Below are 23,913 nucleotides of genomic sequence, written 5' to 3' on the forward strand. Positions count from 1 at the left end.
CCCCGGGTTGGCGACGCCGGCCGGGACATCCCGGCCGGCGGTATGTCTTACTTCAGCACACCGGCTTCTTTGGCCGATGTGGTGTAGGCTTCCTCAATTGCCGCAAGCGTCGCCGCAGCGTCCTGTTCGCCTGTCAGGAAGGACGGCAGCACGTTGCCCAGTGCCGTGTGCAGCAGGCCCATCTGCGTCGTAGAGGGATAGGCCGGAGGCGCAGGATTGGCAGTTGCCGTTTCAATCGCACCCTTTGCGATGTCCGTCGGTGAATAGCCGTTCACCAGCCAGATTGCCGCGTCGTTGGCACTCTCGACCATCTCCTTGTCGAGACCTTCCATCGCCAGGCGAAACGCAGCATCCGCTTCTTCGTCGGTGATGTTTTTCGCGATCACGATACCGTCCCACCACAGCGTTGTAGCAGGTGCACCGTCGGCCACGGCCCGGGGTGCCGCGGACATTGCAACCTTGCCAACGACCTGGCTTTCAGCTTCGTCGTTCATCGCACCGGCACGGCTGGCCCAGAGGTTTGCCATGGCAATTTTGCCCTGCTGGAACTGCTGCTGCACATATGTGGAGTCGCTGACCAGCACTTCCGGATCGGTGTAAGCCATGGCCTTTTTCATGGTCGCCAGTGCCGCCAGACCTGCGTCTGAGTTTACGGCGGTCGTGTTGTCGTCGTTAAAGAATTTGCCACCGTGGCCTGGGTACATGTTTACGAATTCCTGGGCCAGGTTCCAGCCGGATTTCATGGTCGCACCAAGCGGATAGTCTACAACACCGGCTTCTTGGATCTTGTCCGCAGCAGCAAAAACCTCATCCCATGTCGTGGGTGTTTCGATGCCCAGATCCGCCAGAATATCAGAGCGGTACATCAGGTGCTGTGTGTTCACCATCATCGCCACGGCCATGATTTCGCCGTTGATGCGGATCAGCTGGTTCGGGCTCAGGTTCTGGCCATATTTGGCGACCAGATCGTCCAGTGGGCGGATGGTGCCCGCGTTCAGAAGCGGCGTGATTGTTCCGTTGGAAACACCACCGATCTGGTAGAGCGAGGGATTTGCCTCGAATGCCGCGGGCTGTTTGGTGCGGAATTCCTGATCCAGCTCAGCCTGGAAATTTCCGCACTCGCCCATTGCATCTGTCACGGCTTTCCATGCTTCAAACCCGGCCGAAAGTGATTTCAGCGGCACTTCATTTTCATAGGAACACGCTGCAAAAGCAGCGCTCCCCATCAGCGAGACAGCGCCCGCCAGAGCAATTCTTTTCAAAAACATATGCAAACTCCCTGTTGCGTTTACGCGGGTGCATCTTGCAAGACTGCACCCTTTGTTGGCCCCCTGCCGGGGACGTGATCTGTTCAGGACGCAGAGATCCGCGCCCCACTGTCCCTGTCGAACAGGTGACAGATGCTGACCGGTACGGAAAAGGAGATCATGTCCCCGATTTCCGCCCGGAATTCTTTGTGCGCTTTCACCGAGACAAGCTGCCCGCCTGCCCTGACTGTCAGCATGGTGGCATCGCCCAGCAGCTCGATGGTGTAGATGGGGGCGTTGATCTGGCCCTGACCCGCCTCTGCCAGTGTTGCATCCTCCGCGCGGAACCCCAGCGTGACGGCGCCATCGGACGCTGCAAGGCCCGAAATCTCTACATTCTTGCCTGTGAAAGTCCCGTTGCTGATGTCGCCGTCCATCAGGTTCATCGCCGGGCTGCCAATAAAACTGGCAACAAATGTGTTGGCGGGATTGTCGTAGATGTCGGTGGGTGTACCAACCTGCTGCACTTTACCCTGCTTCATCACCACAACGCGGTCTGCAAGCGTCATCGCCTCGATCTGGTCGTGCGTTACGTATACGGTCGTTACTTTCAATTCGTGGCTGAGGTTCTTGATCTGGGCGCGTGTGGAAACGCGCAGCTTGGCATCAAGGTTGGACAGCGGCTCGTCCATGAGGAACACGTTGGGCTCGCGCACGATGGCACGGGCCAGAGCCACACGCTGGCGCTGCCCGCCCGAAAGCTCGGCTGGTTTGCGGTGCAGGAAATCGTCCAGCTCGACCATCGCAGAGGCACGGCGAACACGTTCGTCATGCTCGCTGTCCGGCACTTTGCGCACCTTGAGCGGAAACCGGATGTTCTCGTACACATTCATATTCGGGTAGAGACCATAAGACTGGAAAACCATCGCCACATCGCGGTCTTTCGGATCGAGATCGTTGACGACCTGACCGTCAATTATGATCTCACCTTCTGTGGCATCTTCCAGCCCAGCGATCATGCGCATGGTCGTTGTCTTGCCGCATCCTGAGGGGCCCAGCAGCACCAGAAATTCCTGATCCTCGATTGTCAGGTCAAAGTTATCGACACCGACAAAGCTCCCCCAGCGTTTGTTGACGTTGCGCAGTTGAATTTCGGCCATATTGCCCCCACTGACACGAGCCCACGGATTGCGGGTGTTAACCAACGCTAGTCAACGGTGTTAACGGTTGGCAAGGCTTTTTTGCACACGTGTGCAAAAATCAGCGGCAGGGGCGGAAAATCAACCCGCTGCTGAAGCTTGATCTCAGATTACTCAGGTGGCAAAGCCCCCCAGGTTGTGGCGGAGAGCGTAATTAGGCCGTACCATCACATTACCTCAACAGACTATGGAAAATGTGCCCGGGTGATGCGGCGTCTGCGGTTCGGAAAACCTGAGGTGGAACCCGTGCCATCAAGCGCCCGGAATTGCCGCGCAGTACTTGCCATGGCTGTTCCGGTACCTGCCCGTTTTTCAGGCGCCGTCCGGGTTACCGGGCGACGCTCCGAGCTGATCAGATTACCGGTACAGACCTGGTTGCACCCGAATCATCGCGCTCCACCAGATCGCTCGGCAGGTCAGAAAAACGCCTGAATACCGGTCTGTGCCCGCCCAAGGATCAGCGCATGTACGTCATGCGTGCCCTCGTAGGTATTGACCGTCTCAAGGTTCATCATGTGGCGCATGACCTGGAATTCACCCGAGATCCCATTGCCGCCGTGCATATCCCGCGCGTGACGTGCCACCTCAAGCGCTTTTCCGCAGTTGTTACGTTTTACAATGCTGATCATCTCTGGTGCTGCACTGGCAGCATCCAGCAGCCTGCCAACCTGCAGCGAAGCCTGCAGTCCCAGCGAAATCTCGGTCATCATATCCGCCAGTTTCTTTTGGAAAAGCTGTGTCCCGGCAAGAGGTTTGCCGAACTGGTGCCTGTCGAGCCCGTATTGCCGTGCCGCGTGCCAGCAGAATTCGGCGGCACCCATGGCGCCCCAGCTGATCCCGTAACGCGCACGGTTCAGGCACCCGAATGGCCCTTTGAGGCCCTGTACATTGGGCAGCAGAGCGTCCTCGCCCACTTCCACGCCTTCCATTACGATCTCACCTGTCACAGAGGTGCGCAGCGACAGTTTGTTGCCAACTTTCGGCGCGGTCAGCCCCGGCATGCCTTTTTCCAGAATAAAGCCGCGGATTTTCCCACCGTGTTCTTCTGACCTGGCCCAGACGACAAAGACATCCGCGATCGGTGCATTTGAAATCCACATCTTGGACCCGGTCAGCCGGTAGCCGTTCGCCGTCTTCTCGGCACGCGTTTTCATCCCGGCGGGGTCGGAGCCAGCGTCAGGTTCCGTGAGGCCAAAACACCCGATCCATTCACCAGAGCACAGTTTGGGGAGAAATTTTCGGCGCTGCGCCTCCGAGCCGTAGGCATAGATGGGATAGATCACCAGGCTCGACTGTACCGACATCATGGAACGGTAACCGGAATCAACGCGCTCCACCTCGCGCGCGACGAGGCCGTACGACACGTAAGAGCCACCGAGCCCACCATATTCCTCGGGGCAGGTCACCCCCAGCAACCCCATGTCGCCCATTTCGCGGAAAATGCCCGGCTCTGTCGTTTCATCAGCAAAGGCGCTGATAACACGGGGTTGCAGCTTTTCCTGCGCATACGCGTGGGCGCTGTCGCGGATCATGCGTTCATCTTCTTCCAGCTGGTCGGAGAGACGCAGCGGATCGGTCCAGTCAAATGCACCGAGATCAGGTGCGTCCTTGGCCTTGAGCAGCGGGGCTTCAGCATTCATGACTTTTCCTTTCGACGAAATCAGCAGGTTTTGCGTTTGGGGCATTATTGCAAAAGAACGCGGGAATGACTAACGATGCTTTGTCGCGTGATGTATGAGGAAAAATCATATGATTGCCCCCCGCCGGTTTCTGCCCTCCGTTTCTGCGCTGCTGTGTTTCGAGGCTGTTGCAAGGCTGGGCAGTGCGACGCAGGCCGCCGCTGAGCTTTCGCTGACGCAGGGTGCGGTCAGCCGCCAGCTGCGCGCGCTGGAAGACCAGCTGAATGTCCGGCTGCTGGAACGGGCAGGCCGTGGCCTGACCCTGACGGCCGCCGGTACAAAGTACGCAGAAGAGGTCCGGACCATTCTGGCCAGCCTCGCACGGGCCTCTGTTGGCGTGCAGACCGACGCGTCGGGCGGGACACTCAACCTGTCGATCCTGCCGGCCTTCGGGATGCACTGGCTGGCCCCGCGTCTGCGCGACTTTGCCCGGCAGCATCCCGAAGTCACCGTGAACCTCTCGACCCGGCTGGCCCCTTTTGACTTCCGGGGCAGCACATTTGATGCCGCCATTCACTTTGGCCGCGAGGACTGGCCGGGAGTACATTACCTGCCGCTGATGCCCGAGACCGTCGTCCCGGTCTGTGCGCCCGAACTTTTTGCCCGACCCGCAGATGACCCCGCGGATCTGCTCAGACATGATCTGCTGCACCTGGACACCCGCCCGCGCGGGTGGGCGCGCTGGTTCCGCGCTGTGGGGGTCACAACGGACCCCGCAGGCGGCATGGTCTTTGACCAGTTTTCCACCATGGCCCAGGCCGCCATCCACGGGCTGGGCATTGCGCTGCTGCCCACGTTTTTTGCCGAACCCTATCTGGAGAGCGAACAGCTTGCGCTGGCATCGCGCCATACAACAGAAAGCATCGGCAGCTATTATCTGGTCTGGCCCGCAGGCCGGGAGACGGACGCGGCACTCACGGCCTTCTGCGACTGGCTCTCGGCGGAAACCAGCCCGTGACAACGCACCCGCCGGCTTTCCCCTATAACGAGAAAACCTGTTTATTTTGAATATTGTAGCCGGAACAGAAACACTCTGTATGCACCCGGAATGCCGCGTGTGAGCCATTGCCCTGGCCCAATTCAGTCTCAATTCAAATTTATCACAAACTCATCTGCTGATTGGGTGGGGCTGGTCTGAGGATGTTTGTTTTGCGAGTTAAATCTGTTTTTGTTGTTACCCTGTTCTTCCTCGGACTGGCCCCATTCAGCGCAGCAGCGCAGGAGGTCCGCGAACACGTTATATTCATCCTTGCGGGCACCTATTTTCCGGTCGTGACGGAGGTTACCGCGGGCGATCATGTCCGCTTTGTCAATGTCAGCGGCGCGGCGCACAGTGTGCGCCACCTTGAGGGCCTCTGGGAGACACCGCAGATGCCCGAAGGGCAGGAACTGGTCATTGCCGTCACGGATGAAATGACCGGCATATTCAAAGATGACGCCGGCCATTTTGCACAGGGCGAGCTGAAACCGCTGAGCGCACCGCAACAGGACTGAGACCGGGTCAGCTTTCTGCTGCTGCCGCCTCGTCTGACAATGGCCGGATCAGCTCCGGCCCTGATGCCCGGTTGGAATTGACGGTACGGGCCACGCGGTAAAAGGTCAGATGCTCTTCGGGTGCGGCCTTCATCAGAACGGCGGCCCCGTGCCCTTCTTCTCCAAGCCAGAGCGCGATGTCTTCTGTGCGCAGAATCACCGGCATACGGTGGTGAATCGTGGCCATTTTCGGGTTGGCTGCTGTTGTGACCACGGCGCAGGTCCGCAGGGTTTCACCCTCTGGCCCGGTCCATTCCTGCCAGACAGCCGCCATCACCATAGGGCCACCGTCAGCCGGTGCGATATACCAGGGATTGCGCGCGCCATCGGGCGTTTTTGTCCATTCGTAAAAGCCATCTGCCACCACAAGCGCCCGGCGGTGACGCACCGCATCGCGAAACGCCGGTTTTTCAGCAATGGTTTCGCCGCGCGCATTGATCAGCAGCGGCCCGCCCGCTGGTTTTTTGTACCAGCGCGGCAGAAATCCCCAGCGCATCATGGTCAGACGACGCGGCACATCCGCACCGCCGGTGACAACATGAATGCCGGTTGTCGGGCAGACATTGTAGTCTGGCACCTCTGGCAGATCATTGTCAGGCCGGGCTGAAAAGAGCTGCGCCATGGCGTCACTGGGCAGGGTTATCGCAAAACGTCCGCACATAACCTATGAATAAAGCTCATTGGTCGGCTCTGCCACATGAAAAACGCCCGGGGGGTCCCCCGGGCGTTTTTTGCGTTTTCCGGCCGTCCGTGCGGCGTCGGTATCACGTCGGTAATACGTCGGTATTACGTCGGTGCGTGGCGCACGGGCGCGTCACTTTTTGGTAATCCGCCCGTCTTTGTAGGGCGTGTAGGGCGCGTTGGCTGCGATGAATTCAGCCGTCACATCCGCCAGATCAGGACCGAAGTCATAGGCATTCTGCGCGTCCTGGAACATTTTGTACCCGTCCCCGCCGTTGCGGACGTAGTTGTTGGACACAACGCCATAGAGCTTGTCAGGGTCTACAGGCGCGCCGCCAATCATCACATCGCTGACACGACTGCCCGCAGGCTGTGCCGCGTCAAAGGCAAAGCTCATGCCGGAGACCTGCGGGAAGCGGCCCGCGCCTTCTTCGATCTGACTGACACCGTTTTCCAGCGCCGCGACGATTGTGGCGCCGGTCACCTCGAACGTGCTGAGCGTGTTCTGGAACGGCAGCACGGTGAGCACCTCGCCCATCGTGACCTCGCCCGCGTCGATGCTGGCGCGGATGCCCCCGCCGTTCTGGATGGCGACATCAATGCCCTGGTCTTTCACCCGGTCGAGCATCGCATCTGCAATCAGGTTACCCATGGCACATTCCACGGCCCGGCATTCTTCGCGCACGCCCACGATTTCCTGCGCGGTTTCGGCCACCACACGGTTGCGGATTTCCTCGAGCGGTGCGGCAGCGGCGGCAATGCGCGCGGCGGTGTCCGCATCCGCCGTCACAGCGGCATCGATGATCAGCGGCTCGCCTGCGGCTTGGGTGATGTTGCCCGCGTCATCAAAGGTGAGGTTCAGCTCGCCCAGGAATTTGCCGTAGGCATAGGCCTGAACGATGGCCGTGTTGCCCACCATCGTGGGATAGGGGCCGACCGCACGTTCATTGGTGTTGGACAGCAGGCTGTTGGAGTGCCCGCCGACGATCACGTCAACACCTGTGGTTTCGGCGGCCACACGCTGGTCGGTGCCATAGCCCGAGTGGCTGAGCACGATGATTTTGTTCACGCCCTCGGCGGTGAGCCGGTCGACCTCGGCCTGAACGGCGGCCACCGGATCAGAGAAGGTGATGTTGGGACCGGGCGAGGCCAGCTCGTCTGTGTCCTCGGGCGTCAGGCCGATCAGGCCCAGCTTTTCGCCGCCGCGTTCGATCACTGTGGATTTCGCGAGCGTATCGGCCAGCAGGGGCTCGCCCGAGACATCCGCATTGGACATCAGAACGGGGAAATCCACCGCGTCCATGAAGCCGCGCAGCACTTCAGGGCCATCGTCGAACTCGTGATTGCCCACGGTCATGGCGTCATAGCCCAGCTTGTTCATCATCTCGGCGGCCAGCGCGCCCTTGTAATAGGTGTAGAAAAGGGTGCCCTGGAACTGGTCACCGCCGTCTACAAGAATGGAGTTATTGCTGCGGGCACGGGCCTCGGCCACGGCTGTGACCAGACGCGCGGAGCCGCCAAAGCATTTACCCTCGGCATCGTCCTCGGCAGAACAGCCGCTGTCATATTTGCTGATCGGCTCGAAGCGCGCGTGAAAGTCGTTGGTATGCAGGATGGTCAGGCTGTAATCAGCCGCGGCCATACCGGATGTCACGGCCAGGGCGGCTGTGGCGGTCAGGAATCGTTTCATCATTTTACCCCTCAGAAAACGCATTGCGTCATGGTGGCGCGGCTTTGCCAGGGTGTCAAAGCCTCTCTGGTTCAAAGGCGGTCTGCCCCTGCGTCAGCCGCCCTGCCCTGCCTCTTGACCGGGCGCGGGGCACAGGGCATGAGCGGCGGTATGGAGATTTACAAGATATTCCGCGAGAGCGAATGGGCGCAGCTGCGTGCCGATGGCGAAACAACGGGTGCCCCGGTGGACGTGGCCGACGGGTATGTTCATTTCTCGACCGCAAAGCAGGCCGCTGAGACCGCCGCCCGGCATTTTGCCGGTGAGGACGGGCTGATGCTGCTGGGCATTGAAGCGGATCGGCTGGGCGATGACCTGAAGTGGGAGCCGTCGCGCGGCGGGCAGCTTTTTCCGCATCTCTACCGGGTGCTGCGCCTGTCAGACGTGGCCTGGGCCCAGCCCTTGCCGCTGACCGGTGGGCAGCATGTCTTTCCGCCGGGTCTGGGGATTTCTGAGGCATGAGCCCGAAAACGCCGCAGGACAAACTGTGAAGGACCTGCTGGAACAGGCTGGTCTGCGCGTGTTGCGGCGCATCGACCCGGAGACAGCGCATGCTCTGGCGCTGCGGGCGCTGAACGCAGGTCTGGCACGCGGGCCGGGGCCTGTAACCTCCGACCGGCTGCGCACGGATCTCGCCGGGATTGCCCTTGATAACCCGCTGGGCCTGGCCGCCGGGTTTGACAAAAACGCCGAGGCTGTTCCCGCCCTTTCGCGCGCCGGTTTCGGCTTTGTCGAAGTGGGGGCGGCGACGCCGCTTGATCAGCCCGGAAACCCAAAGCCCCGCCTCTTTCGGCTGACGGAGGATCAGGGCGCGATCAACCGCTTTGGTTTCAACAATGACGGGATGGAGGCCATCGCCGCACGTCTGGCAAAGGCCCCTGCCGCCGTGCCGGTGGGCATCAATCTGGGCGCTAACAAAACCAGCACGGACCGGGCTGCGGATTTCGCGCAGGTGATGGAGAAAATGCGCCCGCATGTTGCCTTTGCGACGGTCAATGTCTCTTCGCCCAACACCGAAAAACTGCGGGATCTGCAGGGGCCGGAAGCTTTGGCGGCCCTGCTGGACGGGGTGATGGCGGTGCGCGGTACCACGCCGGTTTTCCTGAAAATTGCGCCCGATCTCGGCCCTGCAGAGATCGGCGATATCGCGTCAGTGGCGCGTTCTGCGGGTGTGCACGGCATCATCGCGACAAACACCACGCTGGCGCGCGAAGGGCTGAAAAGTGCCCACAGCGCCGAGGCGGGCGGCCTGTCCGGTCAGCCGGTGTTCGAGCGGTCGACCCGGGTTCTGGCGCAGCTGTCTGCGCATTGTGACATTCCGCTGATCGGGGTGGGTGGTATCTCGAGCGGGGCGCAGGCCTATGCCAAAATCCGCGCAGGGGCCTCGGCGCTGCAGCTCTATACGGCGCTGGTTTTTGGCGGATTGTCGCTGGTTACGCGCATCCTGGAAGATCTGGACCAGCGGCTGGCAGACGACGGATTTTCATCCGTCGCCGAGGCCCGGGGAACCGGGCGGGATAACTGGCTCTGATCACATGGGTCAGTTGTTGCTGCGAAACGGGTTTTGCGCATTGCTCTGGCGGTCACCACAGTCAACAGAGCGTTTGCGTTCCTGCTGTTGCGGCTGAAGCTGCAGCACAACCGCCGGAATAACCCGTGCGACAGGGCCCAGATCACCGGCATTCCAGGCCGTGGCAATCCGGCTTTTTTCCGTCGGGGTCAGCTGCGCCATCTCGAGCATCAGTTTCATGATCAGCGTTTCACGCACATCCCCGAAACCACGCGCCACCAGGTGGAACGCACCAGGGCCGCCGATCACGCAGTCTGCGTAAAACCGGGTGACCCGCTGCTGGGGAGACTCCTCGAAAGACGGTGCGCCGGCAGAGACCTCGATCGGCAGGCCGTTGACCGTCAGCCCCATGCCCAGCAGGCGTTCGCGTGCCTGAAGGATGGCGGATCCGTCATTGATCACACCGTCGCCGGAGATATCGATGATGTAGTCACGCGCAGTGACCGGCAGCGCAGACATGGCTGTTTCTGCCGCCAGCAGCGCGTCGCCCACAGCCGTGGGCTGCAGATACATCGGATCGTTTGCGCGGTCTGGAATGGCCATGATGTCATCGGCAAACTGAACCATTTCCGCATGGGTCGACATCACCCGGATCGGCAGATGCACCCGCTGATAGCGCTTGCCGCTCCATTCCATATAGGCGATGGCAACACGCCCCGCCCCGCCCCCCAGCGCCATAGCGGCCACGCGCGGATCGCGGAGCGCCTGGGCATAGGCCTCGCGCTGAAAGAGCCGTTCTGACGAGCTGATCGAGGACGAAACATCCGCAGCCAGTACCAGCGCGATATCGACCCGGGTGGGATCATTGATATCTGCCTGGCCCGAGGCATAGCGCAGATGTCCTGCGTCGCGCGCGAAACTCATTGACGTCAGCAGTGTGAAAATCAGTGCCAGCAGAGCGGTGCCCAACTGACGCGTCGTGCAATTCGTGTACATTTGCCGCCTCCTTCAAGGTACGGCCATCTCCCACGTGCATTAAATGCGGTACGGTTTTAGCAAAAAGGCGTTAACAACTGATTTGCGCCGCGCCCCCCTGTGGAAAAGACCGCAGGACAGTTGCATTTGTGCAAGAACGCAAGGGGGCGCGCCGGTCAGTTTCCGGCCTGTCGCTCCAGCGCCGGGTAGCGCAGACCCAGCGTGATGCCCCGCGCGACAAAGGAGATCAGCAGCGCCAGCCAGAGCCCGTGGTTGCCCAGCACAGGCAGCAGGATGAGGATCGCCGCCCAGTAAATCACAAAGCTGAGCGCCATCATGTTGCGCATATCGCGGCTGCGGGTGGCCCCGATGAATATCCCGTCCAGCATCCAGGCTGCACAGCCCAGAAACGGCGCGGCGACCATATAGGGCAGAAAGACCCGCGCGGTGTCCTGCACATCTGTATCCTTGGCCATCAGGTCGATGATCCAACCGCCGGACAGGGCAAAGGCCAGGCCCATGCTGACGCAGATGACCAGGCCCCAGGTCGACGTCACGAGCGCCGAACGGCGCACATAGGACCTGTCACCGCGCCCGATGGCCCGTGCGATCAGGGTTTCTGCCGCAAAGGCAAAGCCATCCATCGCATAGGCGGTGATATACATGAACTGGATGAGGACCTCGTTCGCGGCCAGGGTCACATCACCGAACCGCGCGCCAAGAAAGACAAAAGACGAAAAGATGATCATCAGCATGGCAGAGCGCAGCAGGATATCGGTGTTCAGCAGCGCCATGCGGATCAGTTTGGCCCGGTCAAAGATGCGCGGCCAGTCGCGCCAGTCGGGCCGCGAAAAGGCGCTGCGGCAGAACCACAGCCCCAGGCCCGCACCCGTCAGCTCGGCGATCACCGTGGCCGAAGCTACACCCGCAACACCCCAGTCAAAGACCAGCACAAAGAGCAGATCGAGCAGGATATTGACCCCGTTCATCACCAGCTGGACCCAGAAAACACCCGCGGTTTTCTCCATCGCCACCAGCCAGCCGGTCAGCGCGTAGACGGCAATGGCGGCCGGCGCCGTCCAGATGCGGATGCTGAGGTAGGTGCGCGCCAGGCTCTCGACCTCGTCACTGGCCGGTGCGAGCGTCAGGGCCCCCCAGAAGATCAGTGGTTGCAGCACGATGAGCGCCAGCCCGCCCGCCCCCGCCACCAGCAGGGCGCGCGTGAGCCAGGCAGAGACCTCTGCACTGTCGCCGGCCCCGTCCGCCTGGCCCACCAGCCCGACCGTGCCCATGCGCAGAAAGCCAAAGATCCAGTAGACGGTCGAGAGGATTATCGCGCCCAGACCCACGGCCCCGATGGGAGCGGCCTCGCCCATCTGGCCCACGACGCCCACGTCGACCGCGCCGAGGATCGGCACGGTGGCATTTGACAGCACGATGGGCAGGGCGATTTTCAGAACCCGGCGGTGACTGACCGCGGCCTTTGCCTGAGCGGCGGTGTCAGTCACGCGGCTGTGGCATCAGAAAATGGCCGGTGGCCTGGGCAAAGAGGCGGTCGCGGTTGTCTTGCCAGGCCTCGACATGCACGCTGGCATAGCGGCGGCCCGAGCGAATGATACGCGCGCGGGCATAGGCATCACGCGGCAGGCCGGATCGCAGGTAATCGGTTGAAATATCGATTGTTTTTGGCAACCTCGGCAGGCCGTCGGTCTCGAGCCCCGAGGCATCGATTGCGCCGGATTCCACATCCTCCCACAGATAGGTCCAGCTCAGCGTGATGATCGCCGTGACCTCCAGAAAGGCGGCTGTGACACCGCCGTGGATGGCGGGCAGCATCGGATTGCCGATCAGTTTCTGGTCAAAGGGCAGGATGCCGGTCAGTTCATCGCCCCGGCGCTCGAACCGGATGCCGAGAAACTGGATATACGGCACGCCGTCCACCAGCGCGCGCAGCGTCGCATCGCGGCGCTGTTTGATCACCTGGACGGGTTCGGGCGGGCGGCGGGGGGATTTCATCGGCTGCCCTCCACGGTAAAGGCACCGGTTGCCGCTGCGACCGGGTTGTCCGCATCTTCGTCCGTGGCTGTGGCGCGCACAAAGGCGACCGACCGCGTGACGTGATAGCAGGTGGCGCGTGCTGTGATCCGCTGACCGGGTTTTGCCGCGCGCATATAGTCGATGCGCAGGTCAATGGTCGCTGTACCGCCCGGGTTGGCCGGATGGCTCATAACCGCGGCCCCGCAACAGGTATCCATCAGGGCCGACACAGCCCCCCCGTGGATCACACCGGTTTCCGGATCGCCCACAAGACGGCTGTCATAGGGCATTTCGATAACCGCCACGCCATCGCTCAGTTCGGTCAGCTGCATGCCGAGCGCCCTGCTGTGGGGAATCGCCTCGATGAACTGACGGGCGATTTCTGTCTTTGATGCCATGATTTACCTGCTCTGTTCCGGCCGCCGCGCGGCCCCTGCCCCTTTATCAGCGCAGACATACACCAGGATCAAGAGCAGGAGTTGCGCTTGGCTGAAACGCGGCCTACGTTTGGCGTGGGAGAGAGAAAAGATGACATCAGATCGTCTCACGTTCAAAGAGATGTGCGCGGCCTTCGACGTGACGCCCCGCACCCTCAGATACTATGAGTATATAGAGCTGTTGCAGCCGGACCGCGAAGGCCGGTCACGCTTTTACGGACCCCGCGAAAGGGCCCGGATGAAGCTGATCCTGCGCGGGCGGAAATTCGGCTTTCAGCTCGAAGATATCCGCCAGTGGCTGCTGATTTACGAGAATGAGGGCAACGAGGCGCAGATGCGCGCCTGGATTGACCTTGCCGATCAGCAGCTTGGACAACTGGCAGAGGACAAGGCCCAGCTGGAAGAGGCCATGGCCGAGTTGCAGAAACTGCGCGACACCACAGAAGCCTCGCTCAACCAGTAACCGCGTCACCCGCGTCGCTTTTTTCGACGGCCTGCGACAGACGCTCCAGGGCTGCTGCCATCAGGATCAACTGGGCCACCAGCTCTCCCGGCTGATACCCGGCCAGCTCGTAGGCCGCCGTTTCGGTCAGGCGCGCGGCCCGGCGCAGCTTTTGCACAGGCGTTTCGGTTTCCGACAGGTCTGTGCCGTCGGGCTGACCGGGAGATCCGGCATTTGTGCCGGAGATATTGTTCATGGGCATTGCATCACTCGCTCAAAATACTGATGCGGTCTCATAAAAGCTGTGGCTCGATACGTCTGTCACGCACCTGCGCGACAAACACAGTGTCAGACCACCTGCCCGCCGTGAAAGTGCAACAGCCCTGATCCCAGCCCCCGGATGGCGGCTGTGGTGCGGTCGTTGACCTCCAGCTTTTCAAAGATGCGCCGCGTCAGGGTGTCGACACTGTGCCGCGAGATGCCGAGGATTTCGGCGATGACAGAAGTGCTCTTGCCCCGCGCGATCCACCGCAGAACCTCATGTTCACGCGGTGACAGGGTCTCGGCGCTGGCATGCGCACTCTCGGTCAGTTCACAGTAGCGCAGATGGGCAATCTGTGCGGCGCATTGCAGCTCGAACACCATGCCGGGGGCCAGTTCGGGCCGCTGGCGGCCAAACCCCATACCGACATAGGCATTGCGCATGTTGGGCCCGTGCACGCGCATCGCAACACCGTCGCCCAGGCCGGAACCAAGCAGCGTCTGCATATATGCCTCACCCTGTTCGCTCAGCCGGGTCAGTGCGGGCGCTTCGCTCCAGAAAAACGGGCGCGCAATCATGCCGGTCAGTTCCGGGATCGGGTCAATCAGGTGCAGTTCGGTTTCGATGTACTGGCACACCCAGCGCTCCGGAAACCCTTCGGTGACAATGCCCAGCGGCTGACTTGAAGGCGCATCCGCATGGTCGCTGTGATAGCTGACCATTTCGATGCCGCGTACCTGCAGAAAGTGCAGGGTATGATGCCACAGCACGGACACCCTGTCCGTTTCGCGGCACAGCAACACAAACGCGTTCAGAGACCCCTCGCCGGACACTGCTTTCCCCCATCATGATCCGCTGCGCGAATCCCCTGCATGATCTCAGCACAAATCCCGCAACCGGCAAAGACCGGCCGAAAACAGCCTGCCGTAAAGTCCGCTTTCAAAGTGACGCAACGTTCGGGTTACGTAAACGTGAGCCGATGTTGTAGCAGATATTCCACCGACTATCTGAGGCGTATTCCGTCGCCACGAGAGAAAAGCATATGCCTGAAACATATATGACCATCCGCCAGATGTGTGACGCCTTTGATGTCACGCCGCGCACGTTGCGGTTTTACGAATCCAAAGAGCTTCTTTTCCCGCTCCGCGAGGGCCAGAAACGTCTTTTCACGCGCCGTGACCGCGCGCGGCTCAAACTCATCCTGCGTGGCAAACGCTTTGGGTTCAGCCTGGAGGAAATCCGTCAGCTGCTGGATCTTTACGACGCAGGCGACCAGCAGCGCACCCAGATGATGGCAACATTTGACGTGGCGCAGCGCCGGCTGTCCAGCCTTGTCGAGCAGCGTGACGCGCTCAATGACGCAATCGACGAGCTGCGCGACCAGCTGAAATGGGGCGAGCAGATGCTTGCTTCGATGAACAAGGCCCCCCGGGCCGCAGAATAACCAACACACGACCGATTTCGTATCAGGGAGAAACCGATGCCCAGCTATACCCCGCCCACCAAAGACATGCAGTTTGTGCTGCATGATGTGCTGAATGTCACCGGCCAGGACATCCCGGGCTATGACGAGCTTGAGGCTGATTTCACATCGGCCATCCTGGAAGAAGCCGGCAAGCTGACCGCGGGCGTTCTGGCCCCGCTGAATGTTGTGGGCGACGCCGAAGGCTGCCGCCTGGAGAACGGTGTTGTCCGCACGCCCACCGGGTTCAAAGCGGCCTTTGATCAGGTGAAAGAGGGCGGCTGGCCCGGTCTGGACATGCCCGAAGAGTTTGGCGGTCAGAACATGCCCTATGTGCTGGGCACTGCCGTGGGCGAGATGTTTTCCTCGGCCAATATGGCCTTTACGATGTACCAGGGCCTGACCCATGGCGCGGCCTCGGCGATCCTGGCGCACGGCAGCCAGGCACAGAAAGAAACATATCTGCCAAAGATGGTTGCCTGTGACTGGACCGGCACGATGAACCTGACCGAGCCCCATTGTGGCACTGATCTGGGTCTGATGCGCACCAAAGCCGAACCGCAGGACGACGGCAGCTACAAAATCACCGGGCAGAAGATCTTTATCTCCGCCGGTGAGCACGACATGTCCGACAATATTGTTCACCTGGTGCTGGCCAAGATCACCGGTGCGCCAGAGGGCATCAAGGGTGTATCGCTCTTCATTGTACCGAAATTCATGGTCAATGACGATGGCAGCCTGGGCGCGCGCAACGATCTGGCCGTGGGCAAGATCGAAGAGAAAATGGGCATCCACGGCAACTCGACCTGCGTGATGAATTATGACGGTGCCACCGGCTTTCTGCTGGGCGAAGAGCACAAGGGCATGCGCGCGATGTTCACCATGATGAACGAAGCGCGTATCGGCGTCGGCATGCAGGGTCTCAGCCAGGCCGAGGTCGCCTATCAGAACGCCCTGGAATATGCCAAGGACCGCCTGCAGGGCCGCGATGTGACCGGCACAAAAAATCCCGATGGCCCGGCTGATCCGCTGATCGTGCATCCCGACATCCGCCGCTCGCTGATGGACCAGAAAAGCTTTGCCGAAGGCGGGCGCGCGTTTCTCCTCTGGGCCTCTACGCTGATCGACGCCTCGCACCGTGGCAAGGACGCGGATGCCGATGGTCTGGTCTCCCTGCTGACCCCGGTGATTAAAGGGTTCCTGACCGATCAGGGCTACGACATGACCATCAAGGCGCAGCAGGTCTATGGCGGACACGGCTACATCGAGGAATGGGGCATGTCGCAATATACCCGCGACGCCCGGATCGCGATGATCTATGAAGGTGCGAACGGCGTTCAGGCGCTGGATCTTGTGGGCCGGAAACTGGCCCAGGACGGCGGCAAGCACGTGATGGCTTTCTTTGATCTGGTGAAGTCTTTCATCAAGGACAACGCGGGACAGGACGCAGATTTTGACGCTCAGTTCCTCGAGCCCCTCAAGGCTGCGAGCAAGGATCTGCAGGCCGCAGGTATGTACTTCATGCAGAATGGCATGAAAAACCCCAACAATGCGCTGTCTGGTTCTTACGACTTCATGCACCTCTTTGGTCACGTGTGCCTTGGCCTGATGTGGGCGAAAATGGGCAAATCAGCACGCGACGCTCTGGCTGCCGGTGCATCCGACGTGGCGTTCTACGAGACAAAGCTGCATACGGGCCGGTACTATATGGCACGCCAGCTGCCCGGCACCGCCCTGCACCTGTCGCGCATCCAGTCGGGTGCGGACACGGTCATGGCGCTGGATGCGGCCAACTTCTGAGGCGGGGCGCGGGCAAGACCCGCGCCTGTGCCAGACGTTCTGAGGAGCCCGGATGCCAAAACGTTTCCGCCTGACCCGCCGTTTTCCGGTCGCCATGACAGAAGACGGGTACCGCAGGCTGAAACGTCTCGCCAAACAGGCCGGGCTGGACGAAGGTGAAGCGTTGTCGTTTCTTTTCGAGAACTTCGACAGCGTGATTGACGCGGAGAGCTTTGGCCACCGGCTGCGGCTCTCTAATGCAGAACTTGACGCGCGCAGGCGCTGATCTGACGGACAGAGCCCGGGGGAGCACCATGAATACCAGCCCATCTGCCTGGATGACCGACGAACACCGCATGATTGCGGAGATGACGGCACAGTTTATCACCAATGAATGGGCGCCGCGTTTCGAGACCTGGCGCAAACAGGGCGAGATGGACCGCAGCACCTGGAGCGAAGCGGGCGCACTCGGGCTGCTGTGCCCCTCGGTGCCCGAGGAATACGGCGGCGCGGGCGGTGATTTCGGACATGAGGCCGCCATCCTGATCGAGGCCAGCCGCGCCAATCTGGCAAGCTGGGGACATGGCATTCATTCCGGCATCGTGGCCCACTACGTGCTGGCCTATGGCACCGAGGACCAGAAAAAACGCTGGCTGCCAAAAATGGCGTCGGGCGAACTGGTGGGTGCGCTGGCCATGACCGAACCCTCAACCGGCTCGGATGTCCAGCGCATCCGGACCCGCGCACTGAAGGACGGAAACGCATACAAGCTTTCAGGGCAGAAAACCTTTATCACCAACGGGCAGCATGCCAGTCTGATCATCGTCGCGGCCAAAACCGACCCCTCCGAAGGGTCCAAGGGTGTCTCGCTGGTAGTTGTCGAAACAGATGGAGCTGACGGGTTCAAACGGGGGCGCAATCTGGACAAGGTCGGACTGCACGCGGCCGACACATCTGAGCTTTTCTTTGACGAGGTGGAAATCCCGCCCGAAAATATTCTGGGCGGCTCCGAAGGCCAGGGTTTTTACCAGATGATGCAGCAGCTGCCACAGGAACGCCTGATCATTGCCTGTGGCGCTGTCGGCGCCATGGAAGGTGCCGTGGCGCGGACAATCGAATATTGCAAAGAACGCGAAGCCTTTGGCGGACCGCTCACGCAGTTTCAGAACACCCGTTTCAAACTGGCTGAGTGCAAAACCAAAGCAGCCGTATCCCGGGCCTTTCTGGATGAATGCATGGCCGAGCACCTTCAGGGCGCGCTGACCGTGGAAAAGGCCGCGATGGCCAAATACTGGCTGACTGATACCCAGGGCGAGGTACTGGACGAATGCGTTCAGCTGCACGGCGGTTATGGTTTCATGCAGGAATACGCCGTCGCGGAAATGTGGGCTGACGCGCGGGTGCAACGCATCTACGGTGGGACCAACGAGATTATGAAAGAGCTGATCGGGAGGTCACTGTGAAAGCACGCAGGTCAGCACTTTGGGAAACCGGCGGCAGCCTCCGGCGGGAGTATTTTCAGAAAGGTGAAGACGCGAAGACACTTCAGCCTCTGGGCGTTGGCCATCCCGGCCGAAGCGCCTTCACCCTTCACGGTCATCGGCTCTCCAGCCTGTACCGTGAACAGAATTTGCCCGCATCAGGGTTAACAAATCGTTCAGGGCGGTGCGGAATGCCGCTTCACCCTTCCAAAAATACTCAGATACCGGCCTGACAGCCCGCTCAGAAGGACGCCATTTTATGACCATCCAACTCTATTGCTTCGGGGAAAGCGGTAACGCGTACAAGGCGGCACTGTCGCTGGAGCTTTCCGGCCTGGACTGGGAAGCCGTCAAAGTCGATTTTTTCGGTGGCGAGACCCGCAGCCCGGAATACCGCGCTGATGTGAATGCGATGGGCGAGGCGCCGGTTCTGGTGGATGGCAGTATCCGGCTCAGCCAGTCGGGCGTTATTCAGGACTATGTCTCCGAGAAATCAGGTAAATTCGGCGGAAAAGATGCGCACGAACGGCGAGAGATCCTGCGCTGGGTATTCTGGGACAACCACAAGCTCAGCTCTGCCGCCGGGATGACCCGGTTTCTGATGAATTTCCTGCCCGAAGACAAACGCCCGCAGGAGGTAATCGGGTTCCAGCTCGGGCGGCTCAAAGCCGCGTATGCAGTGCTGAACGATTACCTTGAGGGTCGCGACTGGATCGTGGGCGATGGGCTGACCAACGCCGATATCAGTTGCTGTGGTTATCTTTTTTACCCCGAGCCCTTTGGCTTTGACCGGGCCGACTGGCCCAACATCGACGCCTGGCTCACCCGCATTTCTGAAACGCCGGGATGGAAACATCCCTACGACCTGATGCCCGGCTCCCCTGCGGACCGGACCTGACAAGACAGGCGCACCAGGCGCCTTTAGGAGAAGAAAATGACCGAAGCCTATATCTATGACGCGCTGCGCACCCCGCGTGGCAAGGGCCGCAAAGATGGCAGCCTGCATGAAGTGACCGCGCTGCGCCTTTCGGCCCAGACCCTAAACGCCGTGAAAGAACGCAACAACCTGGAAGGTCACGCCGTTGAGGATGTGATCTGGGGCAATGTCACTCAGGTGATGGAACAGGGCGGATGCCTGGCGCGCTCGGCCGTGCTGGCCTCTGATCTGGACGAACGCATTCCGGGGCTGGCGATCAACCGCTTCTGTGCCTCGGGCATGGAAGCTGTGAACCTCGCGGCCAACCAGGTGAGGGGCGGCGCCGGTGACGGCTATATCGCCGGCGGTGTCGAGATGATGGGCCGTGTTGCGATGGGGTCGGACGGGGCGGCAATCGCTGTCGATCCCACGCTCGCGATGGAGAAATACTTTGTACCCCAGGGCATCAGCGCCGACATCATCGCAACGGAATACGGGTTCACGCGGGATGATGCTGACCAGCTGGCCGTTGAATCCCAGCGCCGCGCCAAAGCGGCCTGGGATGATGGCCGTTTTGCAAAATCCGTGATCGAAATCCGCGATCAGAACGGTCTGCCCATTCTGGATCACGATGAATACATGCGTCCCCAGACGGATATGCAGAGCCTTGGCGGTCTGAACCCGGCCTTCCAGGCGATGGGCGAGGTCATGCCCGGCTTTGATAAGGTCGCGCTGATGAAATATCCGCACCTGGAAAAGATCAACCACATCCACCACGCAGGCAACTCCAGCGGTATCGTGGACGGGGCAGCGGCCCTGCTGATCGGCTCCAAAGAGTTTGGCGAAAAACACGGGCTGAAGCCGCGTGCGCGCATCCGTGCGACCGCCAAGATCGGCACCGACCCCACGATCATGCTGACCGGCCCCGTGCCCGTGACCGAGAAAATCCTTTCCGACAATGGCATGGACATCAAAGACATCGATCTTTTCGAGGTCAACGAGGCCTTTGCGTCGGTGGTGCTGCGGTTCATGCAGGCGTTTGACGTGGATCACTCTAAGGTCAACGTCAACGGTGGTTCGATCGCGATGGGCCACCCACTGGGGGCGACCGGTGCCATGATCATCGGCACACTGCTTGATGAGCTGGAACGCGCGGATAAAGAAGTCGGGCTTGCCACGCTCTGTATTGCATCCGGTATGGGTGCCGCCACGATCATCGAAAGGGTCTGACGCGGGGCATGCACAACGCCAAGGCCATATATCAATCCGTGCTGGACAGGCTCGCACAGGCGGTTTTCGACAACGATTACCGGTCCTGGTCGACAGTCTTTGGTGTGCCGTTTAAGATGACGACCGCCGAAGGCACTCTGGTACACGAAAACGAGCGTGATGTTGCTGTGGGGTTTGCCGATTTCGTCGGTGCCCTGCGGCGCAAAAATGTCGTGCGCATGGCCCAGGTCTGTCAGTTTGCCTATCTGTCAGAGCCGGACACGATCACAGGCTACCATGACACGGTGATGTATCAGGCGGATGGGACCGCCCTGCCGGAATACACCGTTAAATGGGTTCTGCATCTGCATCCTGCGGGGCACTGGCAGATCACCAAGGATATCAGCACGATCAGCGCTGAGGACAGACAGCTTTTGCCGCACAGCGACTTCACACAGTTTCAGCGCGAGGACACCTCGGAAGAGCTGCGGCTGCGGCGCGTCGTCCAGACCATGCTGGACAAGGCGGACAGCACACTGCTGCATGGCGCTTTTGAGGAGTGGCAGAACTCGTATCTGCTGCCGCTGGTCGTCGAGACGCGTCAGGGGCAGACCATCATAGAAGATGCCAAACACCTCCGCGAGGATTTTGCGATCTACCGCAAGGAGTTCAGCATCCATAATGTGACGGACATAACCCGGGTGATCCGCACCGCAGAAATGCTGGACCAGGACCTGATGCTCGCGACCTACCGCGCGCATGTGATCAGCGGTGCGCGTTATGTCGTGCCCCCCTGGACAGGTGCAATGACCTTCCGTCGCCACGACGGGGCCTGGTACATCACCAAAATCATGCACGCGATGGGACATCTGAACTGGAGCGGCCGCGCCTCAGATATTCAGAATGACAGCGCGACTGACAACATCATCGAAATGAACAGACAACGCCCGGGAAAAGGGAAGACGTGAAATGACTGACTTTACAATGAAAACAGATGCCGATGGCATCGCAACCATCACATGGGACGTCGAGCATAAATCGATGAACGTGATGACCCTCGATGCCTGGGACGTGCTCGAAGGGCTGGTGGATGACGCTCTGGCCGACGAGGCCGTCAAGGGCATTATCATCACGTCGGGCAAGGACAGCTTTGCAGGTGGCATGGACCTGAATGTCATTGCAAAAATGAAAGAGATGGCCGGTGACAACCCTGCCAAAGGTCTCTTTGACGGCATCATGAACGCCCATCGCATCATGCGTAAAATCGAACTGGCCGGCATGGACCCGAAAACTCAGAAGGGCGGCAAGCCGGTGGCAACCGTGCTGCCCGGCACAGCCCTGGGCATTGGTCTGGAAATCCCGCTCTCGACCCACCGCATTTTTGCGGCCAGCAACCCAAAGGCCAAAATCGGCCTGCCCGAGATTATGGTCGGCATCTTTCCCGGTGCGGGTGGCACAACGCGCCTGACCCGCAAAATGGGTGCCATGGCGGCCTCGCCCTTCCTGCTGGAAGGTAAACTGGTGGACCCTGCAAAAGCCAGGGCTGCGGGCCTCATTGACGAGGTATCTGACGACCCGATGGCCGACGCACGCGCCTGGGTTTTGTCGGCGAAAGATGCCGATCTGGTCAAACCCTGGGATGCCAAAGGCTACAAAATGCCCGGCGGCGCGCCCTATCACCCGGCGGGTTTCATGACCTTTGTCGGGGCCTCTGCGATGGTCAATGGCAAAACCCAGGGCGTTTATCCCGCTGCAAAAGCACTGCTGTCGGCTGTCTATGAAGGCGCGCTTGTGCCCTTTGACACAGCCCTGAAGATCGAGGCGCGCTGGTTTACCTCTGTGCTGATGAATCCATCCTCCGAGGCGATGATCCGCTCGCTCTTTATCAACAAAGAGGCGTTGGAAAAGGGTGCTGTGCGCCCGGCAGACGTGGCCGACCAGCGCGTGAAAAAACTTGGCGTTCTGGGGGCTGGCATGATGGGGGCCGGCATTAGCCTGGTCTCTGCTCAGGCGGGCATTGAGGTCGTGCTGATCGACCAGACGCAGGAAGCCGCCGACCGGGGCCGCGACTATACGGCCAAATTTGCCGACAAAGGCATCGCGCGCAAAAAGACCACGCCGGAAAAGAAAGAACAGCTGCTGTCGCGCATCACGGCCACAACTGACCTCGATGCGCTCAAAGACTGCGATCTGATCATCGAGGCGGTTTTTGAGGACCCGAAAGTCAAAGCCGAGATGACGCAAAAGGTCGAGGCGGTGATCCCGGAGGACTGCATCTTTGCCTCCAACACCTCGACCCTGCCGATCACCGATCTGGCCAAAGCCTCGGGCCGTCCTGAGCAGTTCATTGGCATCCACTTCTTCTCGCCTGTCGAGAAGATGCTGCTGGTGGAGATAATCAAGGGCAAGGGCACGGGCGACCGCGCGGTGGCCAAAGCGCTCGACTATGTGCGCCAGATCCGCAAGACGCCGATCGTCGTCAATGACGCGCGGTTCTTCTATGCCAACCGCTGCATCCTGCCATACGTGAACGAAGGGGTGCGGATGCTGAAAGAAGGCGTGGCGCCTGCGCTTATTGAGAATGCGGCGAAACTGGTGGGCATGCCGCTGGGTCCGCTGCAGCTGACCGACGAAACTTCTATCGATCTGGGTGCCAAGATCGCGCGTGCGACCAAAGCCGGGATGGGCGAGGCCTATGACGACTTTGCCGATGAGGTAATCTTCTGGCTCGAAGAAGAGGGCCGTCTGGGCCGCAAGAGCAACGCAGGCTTTTATGCCTATGACGAAAAAGGCAAGCGCCAGGGGCTCTGGGAAGGCCTGACAGAGAAGTACCCGACATCCGACGAGCAGCCCGATCTGGTTGATGTGCAGCATCGTCTGCTCTTTGCCCAGACGCTGGAGGCCGTGCGCGCGCTGGAAGAGGGAGTTCTGATGGACATTCGTGAAGGGGACGTGGGCGCGATCCTGGGCTGGGGTTTTGCGCCCTGGTCCGGCGGGCCGCTGAGCTGGTTTGACATGCTGGGTTCGGCCTATGCGGCAGAGCGTTGCGACGCGCTGACCGCTGCCTTTGGCGCGCGCTTTGCCTGCCCGGATCTGCTGCGCGAGATGGCGGCGAAAAACCAGAGCTTTTACGGACGTTTCGGAGCGAATGCCGCGGCCGCCTGACAGGCATCTGACATATGATCCGAAGAAAGGGGCTTTGCGGCCCCTTTTTTCATGCTCTGCTGCCTGAAGCACAGTGCGAAAACCTGAATCACTCAACGCTGACTGAAATCAGGGATTTCAATGCGTTAAGAGATCAGCGATGTCTCAGGTATTTCTCACTGTGCTCCAAT

General features: G+C 60.5%; 24 protein-coding genes. 13 read left to right on the forward strand and 11 right to left on the reverse strand.

Annotated elements, in window-relative coordinates; genetic code table 11:
- Positions 1-47: 47 nt before the first annotated feature.
- From Q1A34_RS15755 to Q1A34_RS15765, 3 genes are all read right to left on the reverse strand, one after another.
- On the reverse strand, positions 48-1,268 hold the full coding sequence (locus Q1A34_RS15755) for an extracellular solute-binding protein (protein WP_300036187.1): 1,221 nt from the start codon (positions 1,266-1,268) through the stop codon (positions 48-50).
- Between the two features lie 83 nt (positions 1,269-1,351).
- On the reverse strand, positions 1,352-2,407 hold the full coding sequence (locus Q1A34_RS15760) for an ABC transporter ATP-binding protein (RefSeq protein WP_300036190.1): 1,056 nt from the start codon (positions 2,405-2,407) through the stop codon (positions 1,352-1,354).
- Between the two features lie 455 nt (positions 2,408-2,862).
- Positions 2,863-4,086, reverse strand: a complete 1,224-nt coding sequence (locus Q1A34_RS15765) for an acyl-CoA dehydrogenase (protein WP_300036193.1) — start codon at positions 4,084-4,086, stop codon at positions 2,863-2,865.
- A 109-nt stretch (positions 4,087-4,195) separates the two neighbouring features.
- Here Q1A34_RS15765 and Q1A34_RS15770 point away from each other — a divergent pair, with 109 nt between their 5' ends.
- Both Q1A34_RS15770 and Q1A34_RS15775 read left to right on the forward strand, forming a co-directional pair.
- On the forward strand, positions 4,196-5,083 hold the full coding sequence (locus Q1A34_RS15770) for a LysR substrate-binding domain-containing protein (RefSeq protein WP_300036196.1): 888 nt from the start codon (positions 4,196-4,198) through the stop codon (positions 5,081-5,083).
- A gap of 191 nt (positions 5,084-5,274) precedes the next feature.
- On the forward strand, positions 5,275-5,619 hold the full coding sequence (locus tag Q1A34_RS15775) for a hypothetical protein (RefSeq protein WP_300036199.1): 345 nt from the start codon (positions 5,275-5,277) through the stop codon (positions 5,617-5,619).
- Positions 5,620-5,626: 7 nt separating this feature from the next.
- Here Q1A34_RS15775 and Q1A34_RS15780 read toward each other — a convergent pair whose 3' ends face one another.
- Positions 5,627-6,319 carry an SOS response-associated peptidase gene (locus Q1A34_RS15780; protein WP_300036202.1) on the reverse strand — a complete coding sequence of 231 codons (693 nt, stop codon included), beginning with the start codon at positions 6,317-6,319 and terminating at the stop codon, positions 5,627-5,629.
- Positions 6,320-6,472: 153 nt separating this feature from the next.
- A complete protein-coding gene (locus Q1A34_RS15785; RefSeq protein WP_300036205.1) occupies positions 6,473-8,032 on the reverse strand; it encodes a bifunctional metallophosphatase/5'-nucleotidase in 1,560 nt (519 codons plus the stop codon).
- A 147-nt stretch (positions 8,033-8,179) separates the two neighbouring features.
- Here Q1A34_RS15785 and Q1A34_RS15790 point away from each other — a divergent pair, with 147 nt between their 5' ends.
- Positions 8,180-8,530 (forward strand): DUF952 domain-containing protein, encoded by a 351-nt coding sequence (locus tag Q1A34_RS15790; RefSeq protein WP_300036729.1) that lies wholly within the window; start codon positions 8,180-8,182, stop codon positions 8,528-8,530.
- A 25-nt stretch (positions 8,531-8,555) separates the two neighbouring features.
- Positions 8,556-9,599: a quinone-dependent dihydroorotate dehydrogenase gene (locus Q1A34_RS15795; RefSeq protein WP_300036209.1), complete on the forward strand. Its 1,044-nt coding sequence runs from the start codon at positions 8,556-8,558 to the stop codon at positions 9,597-9,599.
- Between the two features lie 9 nt (positions 9,600-9,608).
- Here Q1A34_RS15795 and Q1A34_RS15800 read toward each other — a convergent pair whose 3' ends face one another.
- The 4 genes from Q1A34_RS15800 to Q1A34_RS15815 form a co-directional block, all read right to left on the reverse strand.
- A complete protein-coding gene (locus Q1A34_RS15800; protein WP_300036212.1) occupies positions 9,609-10,574 on the reverse strand; it encodes a DUF1194 domain-containing protein in 966 nt (321 codons plus the stop codon).
- Between the two features lie 155 nt (positions 10,575-10,729).
- Entirely contained in the window at positions 10,730-12,061 is a 1,332-nt protein-coding gene (locus Q1A34_RS15805; RefSeq protein ID WP_300036215.1) for an MATE family efflux transporter, read from the reverse strand.
- Positions 12,054-12,569, reverse strand: a complete 516-nt coding sequence (locus Q1A34_RS15810; RefSeq protein ID WP_300036218.1) for a PaaI family thioesterase — start codon at positions 12,567-12,569, stop codon at positions 12,054-12,056. Before Q1A34_RS15810 ends, Q1A34_RS15805 begins: the two co-directional genes overlap by 8 nt.
- Positions 12,566-12,988 (reverse strand): PaaI family thioesterase, encoded by a 423-nt coding sequence (locus Q1A34_RS15815; protein ID WP_300036221.1) that lies wholly within the window; start codon positions 12,986-12,988, stop codon positions 12,566-12,568. Before Q1A34_RS15815 ends, Q1A34_RS15810 begins: the two co-directional genes overlap by 4 nt.
- 130 nt (positions 12,989-13,118) lie before the next feature.
- Here Q1A34_RS15815 and Q1A34_RS15820 point away from each other — a divergent pair, with 130 nt between their 5' ends.
- On the forward strand, positions 13,119-13,490 hold the full coding sequence (locus Q1A34_RS15820; protein WP_300036224.1) for a MerR family DNA-binding transcriptional regulator: 372 nt from the start codon (positions 13,119-13,121) through the stop codon (positions 13,488-13,490).
- Here Q1A34_RS15820 and Q1A34_RS15825 read toward each other — a convergent pair.
- Positions 13,480-13,725: a hypothetical protein gene (locus Q1A34_RS15825; RefSeq protein WP_300036227.1), complete on the reverse strand. Its 246-nt coding sequence runs from the start codon at positions 13,723-13,725 to the stop codon at positions 13,480-13,482. The two genes, Q1A34_RS15820 and Q1A34_RS15825, sit on opposite strands and share 11 nt — an antisense overlap.
- Positions 13,726-13,817: 92 nt before the next feature.
- Entirely contained in the window at positions 13,818-14,564 is a 747-nt protein-coding gene (locus Q1A34_RS15830; RefSeq protein WP_300036230.1) for a LuxR family transcriptional regulator, read from the reverse strand.
- A 209-nt stretch (positions 14,565-14,773) separates the two neighbouring features.
- Here Q1A34_RS15830 and Q1A34_RS15835 point away from each other — a divergent pair, with 209 nt between their 5' ends.
- The 8 genes from Q1A34_RS15835 (at position 14,774) to Q1A34_RS15870 (ending at position 23,743) form a co-directional block, all read left to right on the forward strand.
- Positions 14,774-15,175: a MerR family DNA-binding transcriptional regulator gene (locus Q1A34_RS15835; RefSeq protein WP_300036233.1), complete on the forward strand. Its 402-nt coding sequence runs from the start codon at positions 14,774-14,776 to the stop codon at positions 15,173-15,175.
- A gap of 36 nt (positions 15,176-15,211) precedes the next feature.
- Positions 15,212-16,993, forward strand: a complete 1,782-nt coding sequence (locus tag Q1A34_RS15840) for an acyl-CoA dehydrogenase C-terminal domain-containing protein (RefSeq protein WP_300036236.1) — start codon at positions 15,212-15,214, stop codon at positions 16,991-16,993.
- 52 nt (positions 16,994-17,045) lie between these two features.
- Positions 17,046-17,258: a hypothetical protein gene (locus Q1A34_RS15845; protein ID WP_300036240.1), complete on the forward strand. Its 213-nt coding sequence runs from the start codon at positions 17,046-17,048 to the stop codon at positions 17,256-17,258.
- A gap of 28 nt (positions 17,259-17,286) precedes the next feature.
- Positions 17,287-18,435 carry an acyl-CoA dehydrogenase family protein gene (locus Q1A34_RS15850; protein WP_300036260.1) on the forward strand — a complete coding sequence of 383 codons (1,149 nt, stop codon included), beginning with the start codon at positions 17,287-17,289 and terminating at the stop codon, positions 18,433-18,435.
- Between the two features lie 277 nt (positions 18,436-18,712).
- Positions 18,713-19,351: a glutathione S-transferase family protein gene (locus Q1A34_RS15855; protein ID WP_300036263.1), complete on the forward strand. Its 639-nt coding sequence runs from the start codon at positions 18,713-18,715 to the stop codon at positions 19,349-19,351.
- A 36-nt stretch (positions 19,352-19,387) separates the two neighbouring features.
- Positions 19,388-20,599 (forward strand): acetyl-CoA C-acetyltransferase, encoded by a 1,212-nt coding sequence (locus Q1A34_RS15860; protein WP_300036266.1) that lies wholly within the window; start codon positions 19,388-19,390, stop codon positions 20,597-20,599.
- 8 nt (positions 20,600-20,607) lie between these two features.
- Positions 20,608-21,546 carry a hypothetical protein gene (locus tag Q1A34_RS15865; protein WP_300036269.1) on the forward strand — a complete coding sequence of 313 codons (939 nt, stop codon included), beginning with the start codon at positions 20,608-20,610 and terminating at the stop codon, positions 21,544-21,546.
- 1 nt (position 21,547) lies between these two features.
- Positions 21,548-23,743, forward strand: a complete 2,196-nt coding sequence (locus tag Q1A34_RS15870) for a 3-hydroxyacyl-CoA dehydrogenase NAD-binding domain-containing protein (RefSeq protein ID WP_300036272.1) — start codon at positions 21,548-21,550, stop codon at positions 23,741-23,743.
- The last annotated feature ends 170 nt before the right edge of the window (positions 23,744-23,913 follow it).

The organism is uncultured Roseobacter sp. (assembly GCF_947491795.1).
Taxonomy (GTDB): Bacteria; Pseudomonadota; Alphaproteobacteria; order Rhodobacterales; family Rhodobacteraceae; genus Roseobacter.

Bases quoted from the DNA above. Each gene is read 5' to 3' on its own strand.
- Q1A34_RS15860 (WP_300036266.1), top strand. From the start codon at position 19,388: ATGACCGAAGCCTATATCTATGACGCGCTGCGCACCCCGCGTGGCAAG.
- Q1A34_RS15785 (WP_300036205.1), bottom strand. From the start codon at position 8,032: ATGATGAAACGATTCCTGACCGCCACAGCCGCCCTGGCCGTGACATCC.
- Q1A34_RS15845 (WP_300036240.1), top strand. From the start codon at position 17,046: ATGCCAAAACGTTTCCGCCTGACCCGCCGTTTTCCGGTCGCCATGACA.
- Q1A34_RS15865 (WP_300036269.1), top strand. From the start codon at position 20,608: ATGCACAACGCCAAGGCCATATATCAATCCGTGCTGGACAGGCTCGCA.
- Q1A34_RS15765 (WP_300036193.1), bottom strand. From the start codon at position 4,086: ATGAATGCTGAAGCCCCGCTGCTCAAGGCCAAGGACGCACCTGATCTC.
- Q1A34_RS15760 (WP_300036190.1), bottom strand. From the start codon at position 2,407: ATGGCCGAAATTCAACTGCGCAACGTCAACAAACGCTGGGGGAGCTTT.
- Q1A34_RS15800 (WP_300036212.1), bottom strand. From the start codon at position 10,574: ATGTACACGAATTGCACGACGCGTCAGTTGGGCACCGCTCTGCTGGCA.
- Q1A34_RS15835 (WP_300036233.1), top strand. From the start codon at position 14,774: ATGCCTGAAACATATATGACCATCCGCCAGATGTGTGACGCCTTTGAT.
- Q1A34_RS15815 (WP_300036221.1), bottom strand. From the start codon at position 12,988: ATGGCATCAAAGACAGAAATCGCCCGTCAGTTCATCGAGGCGATTCCC.
- Q1A34_RS15850 (WP_300036260.1), top strand. From the start codon at position 17,287: ATGAATACCAGCCCATCTGCCTGGATGACCGACGAACACCGCATGATT.
- Q1A34_RS15810 (WP_300036218.1), bottom strand. From the start codon at position 12,569: ATGAAATCCCCCCGCCGCCCGCCCGAACCCGTCCAGGTGATCAAACAG.
- Q1A34_RS15780 (WP_300036202.1), bottom strand. From the start codon at position 6,319: ATGTGCGGACGTTTTGCGATAACCCTGCCCAGTGACGCCATGGCGCAG.
- Q1A34_RS15820 (WP_300036224.1), top strand. From the start codon at position 13,119: ATGACATCAGATCGTCTCACGTTCAAAGAGATGTGCGCGGCCTTCGAC.
- Q1A34_RS15770 (WP_300036196.1), top strand. From the start codon at position 4,196: ATGATTGCCCCCCGCCGGTTTCTGCCCTCCGTTTCTGCGCTGCTGTGT.
- Q1A34_RS15855 (WP_300036263.1), top strand. From the start codon at position 18,713: ATGACCATCCAACTCTATTGCTTCGGGGAAAGCGGTAACGCGTACAAG.
- Q1A34_RS15840 (WP_300036236.1), top strand. From the start codon at position 15,212: ATGCCCAGCTATACCCCGCCCACCAAAGACATGCAGTTTGTGCTGCAT.
- Q1A34_RS15790 (WP_300036729.1), top strand. From the start codon at position 8,180: ATGGAGATTTACAAGATATTCCGCGAGAGCGAATGGGCGCAGCTGCGT.
- Q1A34_RS15825 (WP_300036227.1), bottom strand. From the start codon at position 13,725: ATGAACAATATCTCCGGCACAAATGCCGGATCTCCCGGTCAGCCCGAC.
- Q1A34_RS15755 (WP_300036187.1), bottom strand. From the start codon at position 1,268: ATGTTTTTGAAAAGAATTGCTCTGGCGGGCGCTGTCTCGCTGATGGGG.
- Q1A34_RS15870 (WP_300036272.1), top strand. From the start codon at position 21,548: ATGACTGACTTTACAATGAAAACAGATGCCGATGGCATCGCAACCATC.